The organism is Streptomyces sp. NPDC045967 (assembly GCF_056430495.1).
Map to the genome: position 1 here is coordinate 616066 of NZ_JBWKLE010000001.1, position 18465 is coordinate 634530.

The 18465-nt window shown below is 72.3% G+C and carries 16 protein-coding genes and 1 pseudogene; 14 read left to right on the forward strand and 3 right to left on the reverse strand.

The features are described 5' to 3' along the window. Positions 1–4: 4 nt before the first annotated feature. The 8 genes from murG (at position 5) to AC07FY_RS03010 (ending at position 7315) form a co-directional block, all read left to right on the forward strand. A complete protein-coding gene (murG, locus tag AC07FY_RS02975) occupies positions 5–1099 on the forward strand; it encodes an undecaprenyldiphospho-muramoylpentapeptide beta-N-acetylglucosaminyltransferase (RefSeq protein WP_478999483.1) in 1095 nt (364 codons plus the stop codon). A gap of 31 nt (positions 1100–1130) precedes the next feature. Then, entirely contained in the window at positions 1131–1970 is an 840-nt protein-coding gene (locus tag AC07FY_RS02980; protein WP_478999485.1) for a cell division protein FtsQ/DivIB, read from the forward strand. A gap of 285 nt (positions 1971–2255) precedes the next feature. Further along, a complete protein-coding gene (ftsZ, locus tag AC07FY_RS02985; RefSeq protein WP_478999487.1) occupies positions 2256–3464 on the forward strand; it encodes a cell division protein FtsZ in 1209 nt (402 codons plus the stop codon). 17 nt (positions 3465–3481) lie between these two features. Then, complete coding sequence (gene pgeF / locus AC07FY_RS02990; protein WP_478999895.1) at positions 3482–4192, forward strand: peptidoglycan editing factor PgeF; 711 nt, start codon at positions 3482–3484, stop codon at positions 4190–4192. Positions 4193–4195: 3 nt separating this feature from the next. Further along, complete coding sequence (locus tag AC07FY_RS02995; protein ID WP_478999489.1) at positions 4196–4915, forward strand: YggS family pyridoxal phosphate-dependent enzyme; 720 nt, start codon at positions 4196–4198, stop codon at positions 4913–4915. Between the two features lie 148 nt (positions 4916–5063). Further along, positions 5064–5687 carry a cell division protein SepF gene (locus tag AC07FY_RS03000; protein ID WP_478999491.1) on the forward strand — a complete coding sequence of 208 codons (624 nt, stop codon included), beginning with the start codon at positions 5064–5066 and terminating at the stop codon, positions 5685–5687. A 58-nt stretch (positions 5688–5745) separates the two neighbouring features. Then, the gene (locus tag AC07FY_RS03005) at positions 5746–6042 is read left to right on the forward strand and encodes a YggT family protein (RefSeq protein ID WP_362299998.1); all 297 of its coding nucleotides are present in this window, start codon (positions 5746–5748) and stop codon (positions 6040–6042) included. 82 nt (positions 6043–6124) lie between these two features. Further along, the gene (locus AC07FY_RS03010; protein WP_478999493.1) at positions 6125–7315 is read left to right on the forward strand and encodes a DivIVA domain-containing protein; all 1191 of its coding nucleotides are present in this window, start codon (positions 6125–6127) and stop codon (positions 7313–7315) included. An 831-nt stretch (positions 7316–8146) separates the two neighbouring features. Here the strand turns inward: AC07FY_RS03010 and ileS are convergent. Beyond that, a complete protein-coding gene (gene ileS / locus AC07FY_RS03015; protein ID WP_478999495.1) occupies positions 8147–11293 on the reverse strand; it encodes an isoleucine--tRNA ligase in 3147 nt (1048 codons plus the stop codon). A 437-nt stretch (positions 11294–11730) separates the two neighbouring features. Further along, positions 11731–12573 carry a hypothetical protein gene (locus AC07FY_RS03020; RefSeq protein ID WP_478999497.1) on the reverse strand — a complete coding sequence of 281 codons (843 nt, stop codon included), beginning with the start codon at positions 12571–12573 and terminating at the stop codon, positions 11731–11733. Between AC07FY_RS03020 and AC07FY_RS03025 the strand changes: the two genes are divergently transcribed. The 5 genes from AC07FY_RS03025 to AC07FY_RS03045 all read left to right on the forward strand — a co-directional run bounded on the left by AC07FY_RS03025 (position 12563) and on the right by AC07FY_RS03045 (position 17016). Next, on the forward strand, positions 12563–13054 hold the full coding sequence (locus AC07FY_RS03025; protein ID WP_478999499.1) for a TraR/DksA family transcriptional regulator: 492 nt from the start codon (positions 12563–12565) through the stop codon (positions 13052–13054). The two genes, AC07FY_RS03020 and AC07FY_RS03025, sit on opposite strands and share 11 nt — an antisense overlap. Positions 13055–13211: 157 nt before the next feature. Beyond that, positions 13212–13772 carry a signal peptidase II gene (gene lspA, locus AC07FY_RS03030; RefSeq protein ID WP_478999500.1) on the forward strand — a complete coding sequence of 187 codons (561 nt, stop codon included), beginning with the start codon at positions 13212–13214 and terminating at the stop codon, positions 13770–13772. A 41-nt stretch (positions 13773–13813) separates the two neighbouring features. Continuing rightward, the gene (locus AC07FY_RS03035) at positions 13814–14755 is read left to right on the forward strand and encodes an RluA family pseudouridine synthase (RefSeq protein WP_478999502.1); all 942 of its coding nucleotides are present in this window, start codon (positions 13814–13816) and stop codon (positions 14753–14755) included. Next, positions 14752–15219 carry a GNAT family N-acetyltransferase gene (locus AC07FY_RS03040; protein ID WP_478999504.1) on the forward strand — a complete coding sequence of 156 codons (468 nt, stop codon included), beginning with the start codon at positions 14752–14754 and terminating at the stop codon, positions 15217–15219. Before AC07FY_RS03035 ends, AC07FY_RS03040 begins: the two co-directional genes overlap by 4 nt. Positions 15220–15426: 207 nt before the next feature. Next, positions 15427–17016 (forward strand): Na+/H+ antiporter, encoded by a 1590-nt coding sequence (locus AC07FY_RS03045; protein WP_478999506.1) that lies wholly within the window; start codon positions 15427–15429, stop codon positions 17014–17016. Between the two features lie 121 nt (positions 17017–17137). On the opposite strand, the pseudogene AC07FY_RS03050 reads toward AC07FY_RS03045, so the two are convergent. Further along, positions 17138–17723 (reverse strand): annotated as a pseudogene (locus AC07FY_RS03050) (mechanosensitive ion channel family protein); the annotation flags it as partial. Positions 17724–17774: 51 nt separating this feature from the next. Here AC07FY_RS03050 and AC07FY_RS03055 point away from each other — a divergent pair. Then, positions 17775–18344, forward strand: coding sequence for a dienelactone hydrolase family protein (locus tag AC07FY_RS03055; RefSeq protein WP_478999508.1), 570 nt, complete (start codon positions 17775–17777; stop codon positions 18342–18344). Positions 18345–18465 lie beyond the last annotated feature (121 nt).

The following is an 18465-nucleotide window of genomic DNA, read 5'->3' on the forward strand; positions in this document are numbered from 1 at the left end:
TTCGGTGCATGTCGTACTCGCCGGTGGGGGGACCGCCGGCCACATCGAGCCGGCGCTCGCCCTCGCGGACGCCCTGCGCAGGCAGGACCCTTCAGTGGGCATCACCGCCCTCGGCACGGAGCGCGGGCTGGAGACCCGCCTGGTGCCGGAACGCGGTTACGAGCTGGGCCTGATCCCCGCCGTGCCGCTGCCCCGCAAACCCACACCCGAGTTGATCACCGTCCCCGGGCGGCTGCGCGGCACGATCAAGGCCGCGGAGGAGATCCTGGAGCGCACGAAGGCCGACTGCGTCGTCGGCTTCGGCGGCTACGTGGCCCTGCCCGGCTACCTCGCGGCCAAGCGGCTCGGGGTGCCGATCATCGTCCACGAGGCCAACGCCCGGCCCGGACTGGCCAACAAGATCGGATCCCGCTACGCGCACGCCGTCGCGGTCTCCACCCCCGACAGCAAACTGCGCGGCGCCCGCTACGTGGGCATCCCGCTGCGGCGCTCGATCTCCACCCTGGACCGGGCCGCCGTCCGCCCCGAGGCGCGGGCCGCCTTCGGCCTGGACCCCAACCTGCCGACGCTGCTGGTCTCCGGCGGCTCGCAGGGCGCCCGGCGCCTCAACGAGACGATCCAGCAGGTCGCTCCGGTCCTCCAGCGCTCGGGAATCCAGATCCTGCACGCCGTCGGCCCGAAGAACGAACTGCCGCGTGTCGACAACATGCCCGGGATGCCGCCCTATGTGCCGGTACCGTACGTGGACCGGATGGATCTCGCGTACGCCGCCGCCGACATGATGCTGTGCCGCGCGGGGGCGATGACCGTCGCCGAGCTGTCCGCCGTCGGGCTCCCGGCCGCCTACGTCCCGCTGCCGATCGGCAACGGCGAACAGCGGCTCAACGCCCAGCCGGTGGTGAAGGCCGGCGGCGGCCTGCTCGTGGACGACGCGGAGCTGACGCCCGAGTGGGTGCTCAGCCAGGTCCTGCCGGTGCTGTCGGACCCGCACCGCCTGTACGAGATGTCCCGCGCCGCCGGGGAGTTCGGCCGCCGCGACGCCGACGAGCTGCTGGTCGGCATGGTGTACGAGGCGATCGCGGCCCACCGCAACCGCTGAGGCGGGACGCACAGACGCAGGAGGCACAGCAGTGGCCGGAGCGACGACCGCACCGCGTGGGACCCCGGGCTCCGGCCCCGCCGCCCGGAAGGGCGGCGCCCCGGCCGAGCCGTCCAAGGCTCCCCGTCCTTCGGGGGGATCCGGCCCCGGGGGTCCCGGCGCGCGCCTGCGCCGCCGGGGCCCCGCGCTGGCCCTCCTGGCGGCCGTGCTGCTCCTCGCCGGGGGCGCCGGCTGGGTCCTCTACGGCTCGTCCTGGCTCCGCGTGGAGAAGGTCACCGCGACCGGCACCGAGGTGCTCACCCCCGAGCAGGTGCTGGCCGCGGCGGCCGTCCCCGTCGGCGCACCGCTGGTGAGCGTGGACACCGACGAGATCGAGAGCCGCGTGCGCGCCCGGCTGCCCCGCATCGATTCGGTCGATGTGGTGCGGGCCTGGCCGCACGCGATCGGTCTGAAAGTGACGGAACGCAAACCCGTCCTGCTCATCAGGAAGGACACCGACTTCGTGGAAGTGGACGCTTCCGGTGTGCGATTCGACACGGTGTCGAAAGCACCCGCGGGCGTTCCGATCCTCGAGCTGAACGCGGGGCAGTCCCCGAGCGCCCGTCGCTTCGACGAGCAGCGGCTGCTGCGCGAGGCCGTGCTCGTCGCCGGCTCCCTTCCCGAGCCGATCGCCCGGCAGACCGTGCAGGTCAAGGTGGGTTCGTACGATTCGGTGGTGCTGGTGCTCGCCGGCGGCCGGACCGCGGTGTGGGGGAGCGGTGAGCAGAGCGAGGCGAAGGGGCGCGCCCTGACCGCTCTGTTGAAGGCCTCGCCCGGGTCCGCCCACTTCGACGTGAGCGTTCCCACCGCCCCTGCCGTGTCCGGGAGTTGACGTCCGGTCGAACAGCGTCGCACCCTGGTTGGCCAGCGATACGGGTGATCACATAGGGTGAAAAGAAAAACGGGAGGTTCGGCGTGTTCGTTGAACACGCGCTACTTGTCGACTTAGTGTCCTGTTCGGAAGTCCATGGGATCCAGCAACAGGACACACCCCTAACCCTAAACTTCAGGGTGAGGGTTCGGGTCGGCGCGTTCGGACCGCCCCATTTCGGCATCAGTCGTCGCACCGCAGGCCCGCGAGGCGGCGACACGTAACTCGAGGCGAGAGGCCTTCGACGTGGCAGCACCGCAGAACTACCTCGCAGTCATCAAGGTCATCGGTGTCGGCGGCGGTGGTGTCAATGCCATCAACCGAATGATCGAGGTCGGTCTCAAGGGCGTCGAGTTCATCGCCATCAACACGGACGCCCAGGCGCTGTTGATGAGCGACGCCGACGTCAAGCTCGACGTCGGCCGCGAACTCACCCGGGGCCTCGGCGCCGGCGCCAACCCGGCCGTCGGCCGCAAGGCGGCAGAGGACCACCGCGAGGAGATCGAGGAGGTCCTCAAGGGGGCCGACATGGTCTTCGTCACCGCCGGTGAGGGCGGCGGCACCGGCACCGGCGGCGCGCCCGTCGTCGCCAACATCGCGCGCTCGCTCGGTGCCCTGACGATCGGTGTGGTCACCCGGCCGTTCACCTTCGAGGGCCGGCGCCGCGCGAACCAGGCGGAGGACGGCATCGCCGAGCTCCGCGAAGAGGTCGACACCCTCATCGTCATCCCCAACGACCGGCTGCTGTCCATCTCGGACCGCCAGGTCAGCGTGCTCGACGCGTTCAAGTCGGCCGACCAGGTGCTGCTCTCGGGCGTCCAGGGCATCACCGACCTCATCACCACGCCGGGTCTGATCAACCTCGACTTCGCCGACGTCAAGTCCGTGATGTCCGAGGCCGGCTCGGCCCTGATGGGCATCGGCTCGGCCCGCGGCGACGACCGCGCGGTGGCCGCGGCCGAGATGGCGATCTCCTCGCCGCTGCTGGAGGCGTCCATCGACGGCGCCCGCGGTGTGCTGCTCTCCATCTCCGGCGGCTCGGACCTCGGTCTCTTCGAGATCAACGAGGCCGCGCAGCTGGTGAGTGAGGCCGCGCACCCCGAGGCGAACATCATCTTCGGCGCCGTCATCGACGACGCGCTCGGCGACGAGGTGCGGGTCACCGTCATCGCCGCCGGGTTCGACGGCGGACAGCCCCCGGCCCGCCGGGACAACGTCATCGGCGCGGCGTCCACCAAGCGCGAGGAGCCCGCCCCGGCTCCGGTCCGTGCCGCGGCCGAGCCGGTCCGGCCGGCCTTCGGCGGACTCGGCACGGTCACCCCGCGCGAGGACCCCCCGGCGCCGGTCGAGGCGGCTCCCGCCGAGGCCCAGGCCCCCGCGCCGCAGGTCCCGACGGCCCGGCCGTACCAGGACAGCCCGGCCGAGGAACTGGATGTCCCGGACTTCTTGAAGTGACACCGGAGCAGCACCACGTGGGCGGCGCCCACTTCGCCTTCACCGACCGGTGGGGCGGGGTGAGCGCCGTTCCGTACGAAGAGCTCAACCTCGGCGGCGCGGTCGGAGACGACCCGGCCGCCGTTCGCGCGAACCGGGACCGCGCGGCCGGCTCGCTCGGGATCGACCCGGGCCTGGTGGTCTGGATGAACCAGGTGCACGGCCGCGACGTGGCGGTGGTCGACGGACCGTGGGCCCCGGGCGGGACGGTCCCCGCGGTGGACGCGGTGGTGACCGCCCGCCGGGGACTGGCCCTCGCCGTGCTCACCGCCGACTGCACGCCGGTCCTGCTGGCGGACCCGGTGGCCAAAGTCGCCGCGGCCGCCCACGCCGGGCGTCCGGGGCTGGTCGCGGGGGTCGTGCCCGCCGCGGTCGAGGCGATGGTCGCCCTCGGCGCCGAGCCCGGGCGGATCGTCGCCCGTACCGGACCGGCCGTCTGCGGCCGCTGCTACGAAGTGCCCGCCGGCATGCGGGACGAGGTGTCCGGGGTGGTGCCCGCCGCCAGGGCCGAGACCAGTTGGGGGACCCCGGCCGTGGACGTGGTCGCCGGAGTGCACGCCCAGCTCGCGGAGGCGGGGGTCGCCGACCGCCTCCGGTCGGCGGTCTGCACACTGGAGTCGCGGGACCACTTCTCGTACCGCCGCGACCGGGTGACCGGGCGGCTCGCCGGATATGTCTGGTTGGAATAGGAAATGACGGACCGTAAGGCTCAGCTCGCGGAGAACCTGGCGCGGGTGCAGGAACGCATCTCGTCCGCCTGCGTGGCGGCGGGACGCGACCGGGAAGAGGTGACGCTCATCGTGGTCACCAAGACCCATCCCGCGAGCGACGTACGACTCCTGGCGGAGCTGGGTGTCCGTCATGTTGCGGAAAACCGTGACCAGGACGCCGCCCCCAAGGCCGCCGCCTGCACGGATCTGCCGCTCACCTGGCATTTCGTCGGCCAGTTGCAGACGAACAAAGTCCGTTCCGTGGCGGGATACGCGCACCTGGTGCAGTCGGTCGACCGCTCCCGGCTCGTGTCCGCCCTCTCGGCCGCCTCCGTGCACGCCGGCCGCGAACTCGGCTGCCTCGTGCAGATCGCCCTCGACGCCGAGTCGGGCGCGCGGGGATCCCGGGGCGGCGCTGCGCCGGACCAGCTCGCGGAGTTGGCGGACCTCGTCGCCGGAGCGCCGGGACTGCGGATCGACGGCGTGATGACGGTCGCCCCGCTGTCCGGTCCGTACGCCGGGCGCGAACAGGCCGCTTTCGAGCGGCTGATGGAATTGTCATCCCGCCTGCGCGCGGACCATCCGGCTGCGACGATGGTGTCGGCCGGGATGAGCGCGGACCTGGAACAGGCCGTCAGGGCCGGTGCGACACATGTACGCGTCGGCACTGCGGTACTCGGCGCGCGACCCCGGCTCGGGTAACGTCGCCAAGAAAGTCGGACCACAGCAGAAAATATGGTCATTACCGCTGATGGCGGGCTGACCACGTGGATCGCGGGCAGTTGGTGACACCAGTGACACAGCGGCACCTGCGACAGGGCGATCCACCACAGAGCGGAGGACTCGGAGAATGGCCGGCGCGATGCGCAAGATGGCGGTCTACCTCGGCCTCGTGGAGGACGACCGGTACGACAACCCGGGGTACGACCCCGACGACGAGTTCGAGCCCGAGCCGGAACCGGAGCGCCCTCGGGACCGGGTCCGGGAGCGGGACCGTCAGCCCGTGCACCAATCGCCCGTAACGGACGAACCGGTACGAGCCGTACAGCCTCCGGCGCAGCGGGAACCCATCCCAATTCCGGTGGAGAACGGACGTCCTGCGCGAATCGCCCCCGTGGCATCCATCACACCTGACCGCACGAACCTGGAGAAGAACGCCCCCGTGATCATGCCCAAGGTCGTCTCCGAGCGGGAGCCGTACCGCATCACGACGCTGCACCCCCGGACCTACAACGAGGCCCGTACCATCGGGGAACACTTCCGTGAGGGCACTCCGGTGATCATGAATCTCACGGAGATGGACGACACCGACGCGAAGCGTCTCGTGGACTTCGCCGCCGGTCTCGTCTTCGGCCTGCACGGCAGCATTGAACGCGTGACACAGAAGGTGTTCCTGCTGTCGCCTGCTAACGTCGATGTCACGGCGGAGGACAAGGCCCGCATCGCGGAGGGCGGGTTCTTCAACCAAAGCTAGACCGATCCGTCAGATACGGGACCGGGAACAGAGCGGAACGGGGAGAGGGAAGCGCGGGATGGGCGTCGCACTACAGGTGGTCTACATCGCGCTGATGTGCTTCCTCATCGTGCTGATCTTCCGACTGGTCATGGACTACGTGTTCCAGTTCGCACGTTCATGGGCACCCGGCAAGGCGATGGTGGTCGTCCTGGAGGCCACCTACACTCTTACCGATCCACCGCTCAAGCTTCTCCGGCGGTTCATCCCGCCGTTGCGTCTCGGGGGCGTGGCACTCGACCTGTCCTTCTTCGTTCTGATGATCATCGTTTACATCCTCATCAGCTTCGTGAGCACCGCTGCGAGAAGCGTGTGAACGATGAACTTCTCCGCGCGCGCGGGGACAGTCCCGATACGGTCTTGCCGACTGCCGACGACTACGTAGAGGTGAAGAAGACATGCCGCTGACTCCCGAGGACGTGCGGAACAAGCAGTTCACGACCGTCCGCCTCCGAGAAGGCTATGACGAGGACGAGGTCGATGCCTTCCTCGACGAGGTCGAATCCGAGCTGACGCGCCTGCTGCGCGAGAACGAGGACCTGCGCGCCAAGCTGGCCGCCGCCACGCGTGCCGCCGCGCAGAACCAGCAGCAGCAGGGCATGCGCAAGCCGGAACCCCAGGACCAGCGTGGCCCCGGTGCCCCCGTGCCCGCGGCCATATCCGGCCCGCCGCAGCAGCAGCAACAGCAGCAGCAGATGGGCCCGCCGCAGCTGCCGGGCGGCCAGCCGCAGCTGCCCGCCGGCCCCGGCGGACACGGCGGCCACGGACCGCAGGGTCCGGGCATGGGCGGACCGATGCAGCAGCACCCCATGGGCGGACCGCAGGGCATGGGTCAGCAGTCCATGGGCGGCCAGAACCCGCTCGGCCAGCAGATGCAGCCCATGGGCCAGCAGATGCAGCAGATGGGGCAGCAGATGCAGCCCATGGGCCAGCAGATGCACCAGCAGCCGCAGCAGCTCCCGCAGCAGGGTCCCGGTGGCGACAGTGCCGCCCGCGTCCTGTCGCTGGCGCAGCAGACCGCCGACCAGGCGATCGCGGAGGCCCGTTCCGAGGCCAACAAGATCGTCGGCGAGGCCCGTTCGCGCGCCGAGGGCCTGGAGCGGGACGCCCGCGCCAAGGCCGACGCGCTGGAGCGGGACGCGCAGGAGAAGCACCGCGTCGCGATGGGCTCCCTGGAGTCCGCCCGCGCCACGCTGGAGCGCAAGGTCGAGGACCTGCGGGGCTTCGAGCGCGAGTACCGCACGCGCCTGAAGTCCTACCTGGAGTCCCAGCTGCGCCAGCTCGAGACCCAGGCCGACGACTCCCTGGCCCCGCCGCGGAACCCGGCCGGTCCGGCGCTGCCGCCGTCGCCGTCGCCCTCGATGGCTCCGGCCGGTGCGATGGGGCACTCCATGGGTGGTCCCTCGATGGGCGGTCCGTCCCCCATGGGCGGTCCCTCCCCGATGGGCGGCCCGTCCTACGGCGGCCAGCAGCAGATGTCCCCGGCGATGACCCAGCCGATGGCTCCGGTGCGGCCGGCCGCGCCGCAGCCGATGCAGCAGGCGCCGTCTCCCATGCGGGGCTTCCTGATCGACGAGGACGACAACTAGGCGCCGCCGCTTGGTCGGCAGTCACGGGCCGGGCCCGGTTCCCCTTCGGGGGCACCGGGCCCGGCCCGTTCCCGTTCCCGGGCGGTGCCGCTGCGGCTGCGGGCCGGTGGCCGCGCCTCAAGCGCCGGCGGGGCTGGTTTGTCTCCCGGAGCGTGACCTTGGGCAGGCGGTGGCTTCGGGCGGGGCGGTGCCGCTCGGGCTGCGGGTCGGTGCCGCGCCTCAAGCGCCGGCGGGGCTGGTTTGTCTCCCAGAGCGTGACCTTGGGCAGGCGGTGGCTTCGGGCGGGGCGGTGCCGCTCGGGCTGCGGGCCGGTGCCGCGCCTCAAGCGCCGGCGGGGCTGGGTTTGTCTCCCGGGCCGGGATGTGACCTGTCGGGCGGGCGGTGGCTTCGGGCGGGGCGGTGCCCCTCCGGGGGCTCTCCTCGGCTCGGCGCGTGCGGCCAGGTCTCGGCGAGACGGCCCGGGTTGCGCGCTCGTCCTGCGGGGAGCCCCCGGAGTGTCCCCGCCCCGCGGCCCCGGCGTGGGGGGCCGGGCGGGGGTGTGGGGACGGTGGGGGGTGTCCCCGCAGGACGAGCGCGCGACCACCGAGTACGGCCGTGACACGCCCGCACGCGCCGAGCCGAGGAGACACCCCCCGGCGGCCCCGCACCCCCGCCCCCCGATCCGACCCCGCCCAGGGACACCGAACGCAGCCCCGCCGGCGCTTGAGGCCACCGGCCCGCACCCGGAGGGCAGGGGCACGCCCGGCCAGGGCAAGGCCGGGCACCGGCCCGCGACGGCAGACGGCCCGCACCCCCCCGGGAGGGAAGGGGTACGGGCCGCTCGGTCCTGGGCTACGCCTTGCGCAGGCGGAACGTCAGGGACAGGGACTCGTCCGTGAAGGTCTCGCCGTAGCTGCCGTCGGCCTCGCCCCCCGCGAAGTCCGTCGCCAGGACCTCGTCCGCGATCAGCTCCGCGTGGTCCGTCAGGGCCGTGACGACCTCCGCGTTCGGCGAGGACCACCGCAGGGCGATCCGGTCCGCCACGTCGAGGCCGGAGTTCTTCCGGGCCTCCTGGATCAGGCGGATCGCGTCACGGGCCAGGCCCGCGAGCCGCAGCTCGGGAGTGATCTCCAGGTCGAGGGCGACCGTCGCGCCGGAGTCGGACGCCACCGACCAGCCCTCGCGCGGGGTCTCCGTGATGATGACCTCCTCCGGGGTGAGCGTGACCGGCTCGCCGTTCACCTCCACCGAGGCCTCGCCCGAGCGCAGCGCCAGCGACAGGGCCGCCGCGTCGGCCGCGGCCACCGCCTTCGCCACGTCCTGCACGCCCTTGCCGAAGCGCTTGCCCAGCGCACGGAAGTTGGCCTTGGCGGTGGTGTCCACCAGGGAGCCCCCGACCTCGGAGAGCGAGGCCAGCGAGGAGACGTTCAGCTCCTCGGTGATCTGCGCCCGGAGCTCGGCGGAGAGCGCGTCGAAGCCCACCGCGCCGACCAGCGCCCGGGACAGCGGCTGGCGGGTCTTGACCCCCGACTCGGCGCGCGTGGCGCGGCCCAGTTCCACGAGGCGCCGCACCAGCAGCATTTGCTGCGACAGGTCCCGGTCGATCGCCGCCGTGTCCGCGACCGGCCACGACGAGAGGTGGACCGACTCCGGTGCCTCCGGGGTCACGGGGACGACCATGTCCTGCCAGACCCGCTCCGTGATGAACGGGGTCAGCGGCGCCATCAGGCGGGTCACCGTCTCGACCACGTCGTGCAGGGTCCGCAGCGCCGCGGCGTCGCCCTGCCAGAAGCGGCGGCGCGAGCGGCGGACGTACCAGTTCGACAGGTCGTCGACGAAGGAGGACAGCAGCTTGCCCGCGCGCTGGGTGTCGTAGGACTCCATCGCCTCGGTGACCTCGGCCGTGAGGGTGTGGAGCTCCGAGAGCAGCCAGCGGTCCAGGACCGTGCGGTCCGCCGGCGCCGGGTCGGAGGCCGACGGCGCCCAGTTCGAGGTGCGGGCGTACAGCGCCTGGAAGGCGACCGTGTTCCAGTACGTGAGGAGCGTCTTGCGGACGACCTCCTGGATCGTGCCGTGGCCCACGCGCCGGGCCGCCCAGGGGGAGCCGCCGGCCGCCATGAACCAGCGCACCGCGTCCGCGCCGTGCTGGTCCATGAGCGGGATCGGCTGGAGGATGTTGCCCAGGTGCTTGGACATCTTGCGGCCGTCCTCGGCGAGGATGTGGCCCAGGCAGACCACGTTCTCGTAGGAGGACTTGTCGAAGACGAGGGTGCCGACCGCCATCAGCGTGTAGAACCACCCGCGCGTCTGGTCGATGGCCTCCGAGATGAACTGCGCCGGGTAGCGCTTCTCGAAGATCTCCTTGTTCTTGTACGGGTAGCCCCACTGCGCGAACGGCATCGAGCCCGAGTCGTACCAGGCGTCGATGACCTCCGGCACGCGGACGGCCTCCAGGGAGCAGCCCTCGTGGGTGCAGGTGAAGGTCACGTCGTCGATGTACGGGCGGTGCGGGTCCAGGTCCGACTGGTCCCGCCCGGACAGTTCGGAGAGCTCGGCGCGCGAGCCGACGCACGTGAGGTGGTCCTCCTCGCAGCGCCAGATCGGCAGCGGGGTGCCCCAGTAGCGGTTGCGGGACAGCGCCCAGTCGATGTTGTTGTTCAGCCAGTCGCCGAAGCGGCCCTGCTTGACCGAGTCCGGGAACCAGTTGGTCTTCTCGTTCTCCCGCAGCATCGCGTCCTTGACGGCGGTGGTGCGGATGTACCAGGACGGCTGGGCGTAGTAGAGCAGCGCCGTGTGGCAGCGCCAGCAGTGCGGGTAGCTGTGCTCGTAGGCGATGTGCTTGAAGAGCAGGCCGCGGGCGTCGAGGTCGGCGGTCAGCTTCTCGTCGGCCTTCTTGAAGAAGACGCCGCCGACCAGCGGGACCTCCTCCTCGAAGGTGCCGTCGGGGCGGACCGGGTTCACCACGGGCAGGCCGTACGCCCGGCAGACCGCGAGGTCGTCGGCGCCGAAGGCGGGGGACTGGTGGACCAGGCCCGTACCGTCCTCGGTCGTGACGTACTCGGCGTTCACGACGTAGTGGGCCGGCTCCGGGAAGTCCACGAGCTCGAAGGGGCGCTGGTAGGTCCAGCGCTCCATCTCCTTGCCGGTGAAGGTCTCGCCGGTGGCCTCCCAGCCCTCGCCCAGGGACTTCTCGAGCAGCGGCTGGGCGACGACCAGCTTCTCGGCTCCGTTCGTGGCGACCACGTAGACGACCTCGGGGTGCGCGGCGACGGCCGTGTTGGACACCAGGGTCCAGGGGGTGGTCGTCCAGACCAGCAGCGCCGCCTCGCCGGCCAGCGGGCCGGAGGTCAGCGGGAACCGGACGTACACCGAGGGGTCGACGACCGTCTCGTAGCCCTGCGCCAGCTCGTGGTCGGAGAGGCCGGTGCCGCAGCGGGGGCACCAGGGCGCGACGCGGTGGTCCTGGGTGAGCAGGCCCTTGTTGAAGATCTCCTTCAGCGACCACCACACGGACTCGACGTACTCGGGGTCCATGGTGCGGTAGGCGTCGTCCAGGTCGACCCAGTAGCCCATCCGGGTCGTGAGCTCGGTGAACGCGTCGGTGTGGCGGGTCACGGACTCGCGGCACTTGGCGTTGAACTCGGCGATGCCGTACGCCTCGATGTCCTGCTTGCCGTTGAAGCCGAGCTCCTTCTCCACGGCGAGCTCGACGGGCAGGCCGTGGCAGTCCCAGCCGGCCTTGCGGGCGACGTGGTAGCCGCGCATGGTGCGGAAGCGGGGGAAGACGTCCTTGAAGACGCGGGCCTCGATGTGGTGCGCGCCGGGCATGCCGTTCGCGGTCGGCGGGCCCTCGTAGAAGACCCACTCGGGGCGGCCCTCGGACTGCGCCAGGGTCTTGGCGAAGGTCTTGCTCTCGCGCCAGAAGTCCAGGACGGCGTGCTCGAGTGCGGGCAGGTCGACCTGGGCGGGGACCGGGCGGTACTGCGGCGGTGTGGTCATGAGGCTGAACTCTTCCTCCGGCGGGATGTCACTTCCGTCCGGAGGGACGAGAGCGCTGCTGCTCCCGCGGTACCACCCTCCTTGGCCTCCGGACGTGTCCGGCGGCCCCCTCATTGGGGTGCGAAGCCGGTTCTACCGGCCCTACGGGGGTCCGTACGGGCTTTCTTCCGGCGGCTCCGGGGTGATCCTTCACATCGCGCTCGCCCCCGGGCTCCCACCGTCCCCGGGTCGCTCTCGGCTGCGTCCGACGCTACTCGTCCCCATCCATGCCTTTCGCTGGGGCCAGTGTACGGGGCCGGGGGGCGCTCGGCCGACCGGTTTGCGGGGGCCCGCGCGGGGGCGGCGGAGGGGGCGTGGCGGGGGCGCGGGAGGGCCGCCCGGGTGACCCGGACGGGCCTGTGCGCCGGTCCGGGTTCCGGTGGGGCGCGTGGGGCGGATTACCGGGGCTGCGGATGGGCACAACGGATGCAGGTTCGCCTCGACGGATGCGTGCCCCGTTGCCGCGGGGCCGGAGCCGATTTATCGTTCCGGCACGATTCGCGAGCAATGATCACAGTATGTGAAGGGGCCGCGGCCATGGTGGCGAAGAAGACCGCCGGTACTGCCGGGAAGGCGCTGGCCGAAGCACCTGTGAAGAAGGCGCCGGCCGGGAGCGGGACAGGCGCCGGGGCGTCCGCCGAGAAGGCGGCCGCCGGCAAGGCGAACGCGACGAAGACGACGGCGAAGAAGGCGCCGGCGAAGGAGACGACAGCGAAGAAGACGGCCACCGGGAAGGCGACGGCGAAGAAGACGGCGGCGAGGAAGACGACGGCCGGGCAGGCGACGGCCGGGAAGGCCGCGCCCGCGAAGGCGGCCGCCCGCAACTCGGTGGCCGGCGAGGCGGCCTCCGACGAGCGCCCGGCCAGGGCGGCGGCCGGGAAGGCGCCCGCAACGAAGGCGCCCGCAACGAAGGCGCCCGCAACGAAGGCGCCCGCAACGAAGGCGCCCGCAACGAAGGCGCCCGCAACGAAGGCGCCCGCGAAGAGGACGCCCACGAAGAGGACGCTCACGAAGAAGACGCCCGCGGCGAAGGCCCCCGAGAGGGCGCCGTCGACGAAGGCATCCGCGAGGAAGACGGCCGCCGCCGTGCCGGCGGCCGTGCGGAAGACGCCGTCCGAGGAGGCGGGCGTCGTCGAGAAGGCGACTGCCGTCGCCGAGCGGCAGGCCACGGCCAGATCGGCCGGAGCCGAGGGGGCGGCGCAGGCCGCGGAGAAGACGGGAGACGGCACAGTGGTTGCCAAGAAGAGCACCGGTGCGGCGAGGAAGACGGCCGCGACCGCGACGAGCGGCCTGCCCAAGGTGAGGGTCGCGGCGCCCACGGCGCCCGGTGAGCTCGCCGTACGGCCCGGGGAGGACCCGTGGACCGAAGGAGAGGTCGAGGAGGCCCGCGGCGAGCTGACGGGCGAGGTGCTCAGACTGCGCGCCGAACTGGACGCCTCGGAGGTCGCCATCTCGGGCCTGATGCGGGACTCGGGCGACGGCGCGGGCGACGATCAGGCCGACACCGGCACCAAGAACATCACCCGGGAGTCCGAGCTGGCCCTCGCCGCGAACGCCACCTCGATGCTGGAGCAGACCGAGCGGGCCCTGGAACGCCTGGAGGCGGGCACCTACGGGATCTGCGAGAACTGTGGGAACCCGATCGGCAAGGCCCGGATGCAGGCCTTCCCGCGCGCCACCCTGTGCGTGGACTGCAAGCAGAAGCAGGAGCGCCGGCACTAGGTGTATTGCCCTGAGGGCGCGCCTTTCGGATCGGGCGGGACTTCGGCGGGAGGACCCGGCAGGGCGGGGGGCGGGCGCCGGGTGGACGCCCTGACGTACCCTCGTGTCTCGTCAGGGTCCAGCAGGAGCCTGGTCCGAACCAGTTCGAGGGACTCACGTGGCAGAGGCGGAGCGCATCATCGGTACGCCGGACGTCGGGGACGACACCCAGCCGGAGTCCGCCGGGCCCCAGGGGCGCCGGCGGATCGCGGCCCTGCTGGTCGTGGCCTTCCTCGCGTACGTGCTGGATCTCGGCAGCAAGATGCTGGTCGTGGCCAAGCTGGAGCACCAGCCTCCGATCGAGATCGTCGGCGACCTGCTGAGGTTCGAGGCGGTCCGCAACGCGGGGGCCGCCTTCGGCTTCGGCGAGGCGTTCACGATCATCTTCACCTGCATCGCGGCCACCGTGATCGTGGTGATCGTGCGGCTGGCGCGCAAGCTCTACAGCCTGCCGTGGGCCATCGCGCTGGGCCTGCTGCTCGGCGGTGCGCTGGGCAACCTGACCGACCGGATCTTCCGCTCCCCGGGCGTGTTCCGGGGCGCGGTCGTCGACTTCATCGCGCCCTCCCACTTCGCCGTCTTCAACCTCGCCGACTCGGCGATCGTGTGCGGCGGCATCCTGATCGTCGTGCTGTCCTTCCGCGGTCTGGACCCGGACGGGACCGTCCACAAGGACTGATCGCGGGAAAGCCCCACGGCCGAGTCCTGCATACTCGACGGGTGAGTACGATTCCCGAGATCCGCACCCTGCCCGTTCCCGATGGCCTCGAGGGCGAGCGCGTCGACGCCGCCATCGCCCGTATGTTCGGATTCTCCCGGACGAAGGCGGCCGAACTCGCGGCCGCGGGGAAGGTGTCGGTCGACGGCAGTGTCGTCGGGAAGTCCGAGCGCGTGCACGGTGGCGCCTGGCTCGAGGTCGAGATGCCCGCCCCGCCCCGCCCGGTCGAGGTCGTCGCCGAGCCCGTCCCGGGCATGGAGATCGTCCATGACGACGACGACATCGTCGTGGTCATGAAGCCGGTGGGCGTCGCCGCGCACCCCAGCCCCGGCTGGACCGGGACCACCGTGATCGGCGGCCTCGCCGCCGCCGGCTACCGGATCTCCACCTCCGGCGCGTCCGAGCGTCAGGGCGTCGTGCACCGCCTGGACGTCGGCACGTCCGGCCTGATGGCCGTCGCCAAGTCGGAGCGGGCGTACACCTCGCTGAAGAACCAGTTCCGCGAGCGGATCGTGGACAAGCGCTACCACGCGCTGGTGCAGGGCCACCCCGACCCGATGAGCGGCACCATCGACGCGCCGATCGGCCGGCACCCCAGCGCCGACTACAAGTGGGCCGTCACCCAGGACGGCAAGGCGTCGGTCACCCACTACGACCTGATCGAGGCGTTCCGGTCCGCGTCGCTGCTGGACATCAAGCTGGAGACCGGGCGCACGCACCAGATCCGCGTGCACATGTCCGCCCACCGGCACCCGTGCGTGGGCGACCTGACCTACGGCGCCGACCCGACGGTGGCGAAGCGGCTCGGGCTGACCCGGCAGTGGCTGCACGCGGTGCGGCTGGGCTTCGAGCACCCGTCGGACGGGCAGTGGGTGGAGTTCGAGAGCACCTACCCGGCGGACCTGCAGCACGCGCTGGACGTGATCCGGGCCGAGAGCGAGTGACCGCCCCCGGCTTCACGGTCCGGGTGGTCTCGGGCGAAGCCGACAGGGCCGCGTGCCTGGCGGTGCGGACGGAGGTATTCGTGGTCGAGCAGTCCGTGCCGGAGTCGATCGAGTACGACGCGTACGACGCGGACGCGCTGCACGTCCTGGCCGTGGGGCCGGACGGGGTGGCGCTGGGCACCGGACGGCTGCTGCACGGGCCCGCGGCCCGCGCCAAGACGGGTGACCCGGCGGTCGGCTCGCTGGGGCGGCTGGCCGTGCGCAAGGCCGCGCGCGGGCTGGGTGTCGGTGTCGCGCTGGTCCGTGCGATCGAGGCCGAGGCGGCCCGGCTGGGCCTGACGGCCGTCGACCTGGGTGCGCAGACGCAGGCGCTGGGCTTCTACGAGCGGCTCGGCTACGTGGCGTACGGGCCGGAGTTCCAGGACGCCGGGATTCCGCACCGGGCGATGCGGCGGACGCTGTAGCCCCGCGCCGCCCGTGGCTCCGCGGAGCCCGTACCGCTGAGGCGGCCGTGGCTTCGCGCCGCCCCTGGCGCTGAGGCGGCCCTGGCCCCGCGGCGGGCGCAGCCCCGCCGGGGTCGTCCCCGCCGCCCGCCCTTCCCCCGTTCCGACACGCCCCGTGGGGTCCGGCCCGGTTCACGGTCGGGCGCGGCGGACTGGCAGGGTGGGGGAGTGGATCAGCTCGCTCTGCTCTTCGTGCTGTTGCTCGGGGCCGTGGTGACGGTACCGCTCGGGGACCGGCTCGGGCTGCCCGCGCCCGTGCTGATGACCCTCGGCGGAGCCGCCCTCGCCTGGGTGCCCGCCGTGCCCAACGTCGAGATCCCGCCCGATCTCATCCTGCCGCTGGTACTGCTCCCGCTGCTGTACGCCGCCGTGCAGCGGACCTCCTGGCGGCAGTTCGCGGCCAACATCCGGCCCATCCTGCTGCTCGCCGTGGCCCTGGTGTTCGTCACGACCGCGGCCGTCGCCGCCACCGCGTACGCCCTCGTGCCCGCGCTGCCCCTCGCCGCCGCCGTCGCGCTCGGCGCGCTCGTCGCCCCGCCCGACCCCGTCGCCGCCACCGCCGTGGCGGGATCGCTCGGGCTGCCCCGGCGCCTGGTGTCGATCCTGGAGGGCGAGGGCCTTTTCAACGACGTGACGGCGATCGTGCTCTACCACGTGGCGATCGCCGCCGTGGTCAGCGGAAGCTTCTCCTGGCCGGCCGCGATCGGGGAGTTCGTGCTCTCCGCGGTCGTCGCCGTGACCGTCGGGCTCGCGCTCGGCTGGGCGGCGAACCGGCTGATGGGGCTGCTGGGGGACGCCCCGCTGCAGATCGGGCTGACGCTGCTCGTGCCGTTCGTCGCGTACGTGGCGGCCGAGGAGATGCGGGGGTCCGGAGTACTGGCCGTACTGACGACCGCCCTGTTCCTGGCCGAGTACGCGACCGACGCCGACGACGTGCGGGGGCGGCTCGCCGGGCACACCTTCTGGGAGGTCGTCGACATGCTGGTCACGGGAGTGGCGTTCGGGCTGATCGGCCTGGAGCTGCACAACGTGTTCGGCACGGCGCAGGGGCGCGGGTGGCAGATGGCCGGGTGGTCCGCGCTCGTGATCGCGGTGGTGGTCGGCGTGCGGCTGTTCTGGCTGCTGCCGGCCGGCTGGCTCGCCAAGAAGCTGCACACGCGGCGCGACTACGCCGAGGAGGTCCCGCTGAGCTGGCGGGAGAGCGTCGTCATGTGGTGGGCCGGGATGCGGGGAGTGGCCTCGGTGGCCCTGGCCATCGCGATCCCGCTCCGCACGGAGGCGGGCGAGCCGTTCCCGGCGCGCGACGAGATCGTGTTCATCGCCTTCGCCGTGATCATGGCGACGCTGGTGCTGCAGGGCCTGACCCTGCCGTGGCTCGTGCGGCGGCTCGGGGTGGAGGCCGACCGGGACGCCGACCGGGAGACCGAGCGGCAGCTGGCGATCCGCGCCGCGAAGGCCGCGAAGCGGCGGCTGAGGGAGATCGAGGAGGTGGAGGAGCTCCCCGACGACCTGCTGGAGACGCTCTACCGGCGCGCGTACGACGTGGGCGCCCGGATCAGCCCCGACATGGTGGACGAGGAGCGGCGGGAGGCGTACGCGCAGCGGGTGTCACGGATCCGGGACGTCCAGCGCATCCAGCGCGAGATGATGTCGGCCGCCCGCCACGAGGTGCTCGCCGCACGCAGCGAACCCGGCGCCGACCCGGAGATCGTGGACCGGGTGCTGCGCCACCTGGACATGCGGAGCCTTCGCGGCTAGGGCGTGTCTTTCGGATCAGGCCGGATCGGCCACCGGACACCGCGGGCCCGGCATGATCCGAAAGACGCGCCCCAGGACCTTCCGGCCGTGAACCCCCGGCGCCCGGGGCGGCGTCAGGGGGCTGGTCCAGGATGGTCAGGAGCTGTTCGCGCATCAGCCCGACGGGGGCGCTGTGGTCCAGGTGCCAGAAGACCGTGCCGGTCATCTGCGCGCCGCCGCGCGACCAGTTCTCGTACGGCTTGCCGGTGAAACAGGAGACGGGCATCGTGATGCGGCGCTCGTCCCAGGTGCGGACGGTCAGGAAGGTGAGGGTGATCTCCTCGACCGTTCCCCACTCCTCGTCGACCACGAACGTGTCGCCGATGCGCACCGTGTCGCCGAAGGCGATCTGCAGGGCGGCGAACAGGTTGCCCAGCGAGGACTGGGCGGCGATGCCCACCACGATGCCGAGCACGCCCGCGGAGGCCAGCACCGAGGCACCGACCGCCCGCATCGGCGGGAACGTCATGAGCGCCGCGCAGCACCGTGGTGCAGAGCACCAGCTGGAAGGGGAGCCGGCAGCGGCGCAGCAGGCCCCACAGGGGGGTTTCGGGGTGCCGGGCGTCGGCCCGGCGCAGCGTTGCGTCCAGCAGCCGGCCGGCGATCGGGGTGACGAGCAGCGTGCCGCCGATGAACAGGGCGGGACTGGGGGCGGTGTCCGTCTCCATGCGGAGGAAGGCAACCGGAGGGGGCGGTCGGAAACTGGCACGATGGTGGGTATGAACATCATGCTGTTCCATTCGACGTACGGGCTGCGGCCCGCGGTGCAGGAGGCGGCCGACCGGCTCCGGGCGGCCGGGCACCGGGTGCACGTCCCGGATCTCTTCGAGGGGCGCACCTTCGAGACCGTCGAGGAGGGCATGGCCCACCAGGACGAGGTCGGCCGTGACGAGCTGCTCAAGCGGGCGGTCCTGGCCGCCGCGCCCCACTCCGACCAGGGTCTGGTCTACGCCGGGTTCTCCTTCGGCGGCTCGCTCGCCCAGCACCTGGCGCTGGCCGACGACAAGGCGCGCGGCCTGCTGCTCCTGCACGGGACGGCGGACCTGGAGGACGACGCCTCGGTGGACGGGCTGCCCGTGCAGCTGCACGTGGCCGACCCGGACCCGTTCGAGCCGCACGACTGGCTGACGGCCTGGTACCTGCGCATGCAGCGGGCCGGGGCCGAGGTGGAGGTGCACAGTTACCCGGGCGCCGGGCACCTGTTCACCGACCCGGGGCTCGACGACTACGACGCCGAGGCCGCGGAGCAGGTGTGGAAGGTCGCGATCGGGTTCCTCGGCACCCTGTAGACGGTGCCGGGCCCGGGGGGGGGGGGGGGGGGGGGGGGGGGGGTGGGGGGGGGTGGGGGGGGGGGGGGGGGGGGGGGAGGGGGAGGGGGGGAGGGGGTGGGGGGGGGGGGGGGGGGGAGGG

What these genes read in the sequence shown, in the direction of transcription:
- AC07FY_RS02995 (WP_478999489.1), top strand. Translation starts at nt 4,196, where the DNA reads ATGACGGACCGTAAGGCTCAGCTCGCGGAGAACCTGGCGCGGGTGCAG.
- AC07FY_RS03000 (WP_478999491.1), top strand. Translation starts at nt 5,064, where the DNA reads ATGGCCGGCGCGATGCGCAAGATGGCGGTCTACCTCGGCCTCGTGGAG.
- AC07FY_RS03005 (WP_362299998.1), top strand. Translation starts at nt 5,746, where the DNA reads ATGGGCGTCGCACTACAGGTGGTCTACATCGCGCTGATGTGCTTCCTC.
- AC07FY_RS03010 (WP_478999493.1), top strand. Translation starts at nt 6,125, where the DNA reads ATGCCGCTGACTCCCGAGGACGTGCGGAACAAGCAGTTCACGACCGTC.
- ileS (WP_478999495.1), bottom strand. Translation starts at nt 11,293, where the DNA reads ATGACCACACCGCCGCAGTACCGCCCGGTCCCCGCCCAGGTCGACCTG.
- AC07FY_RS03055 (WP_478999508.1), top strand. Translation starts at nt 17,775, where the DNA reads ATGAACATCATGCTGTTCCATTCGACGTACGGGCTGCGGCCCGCGGTG.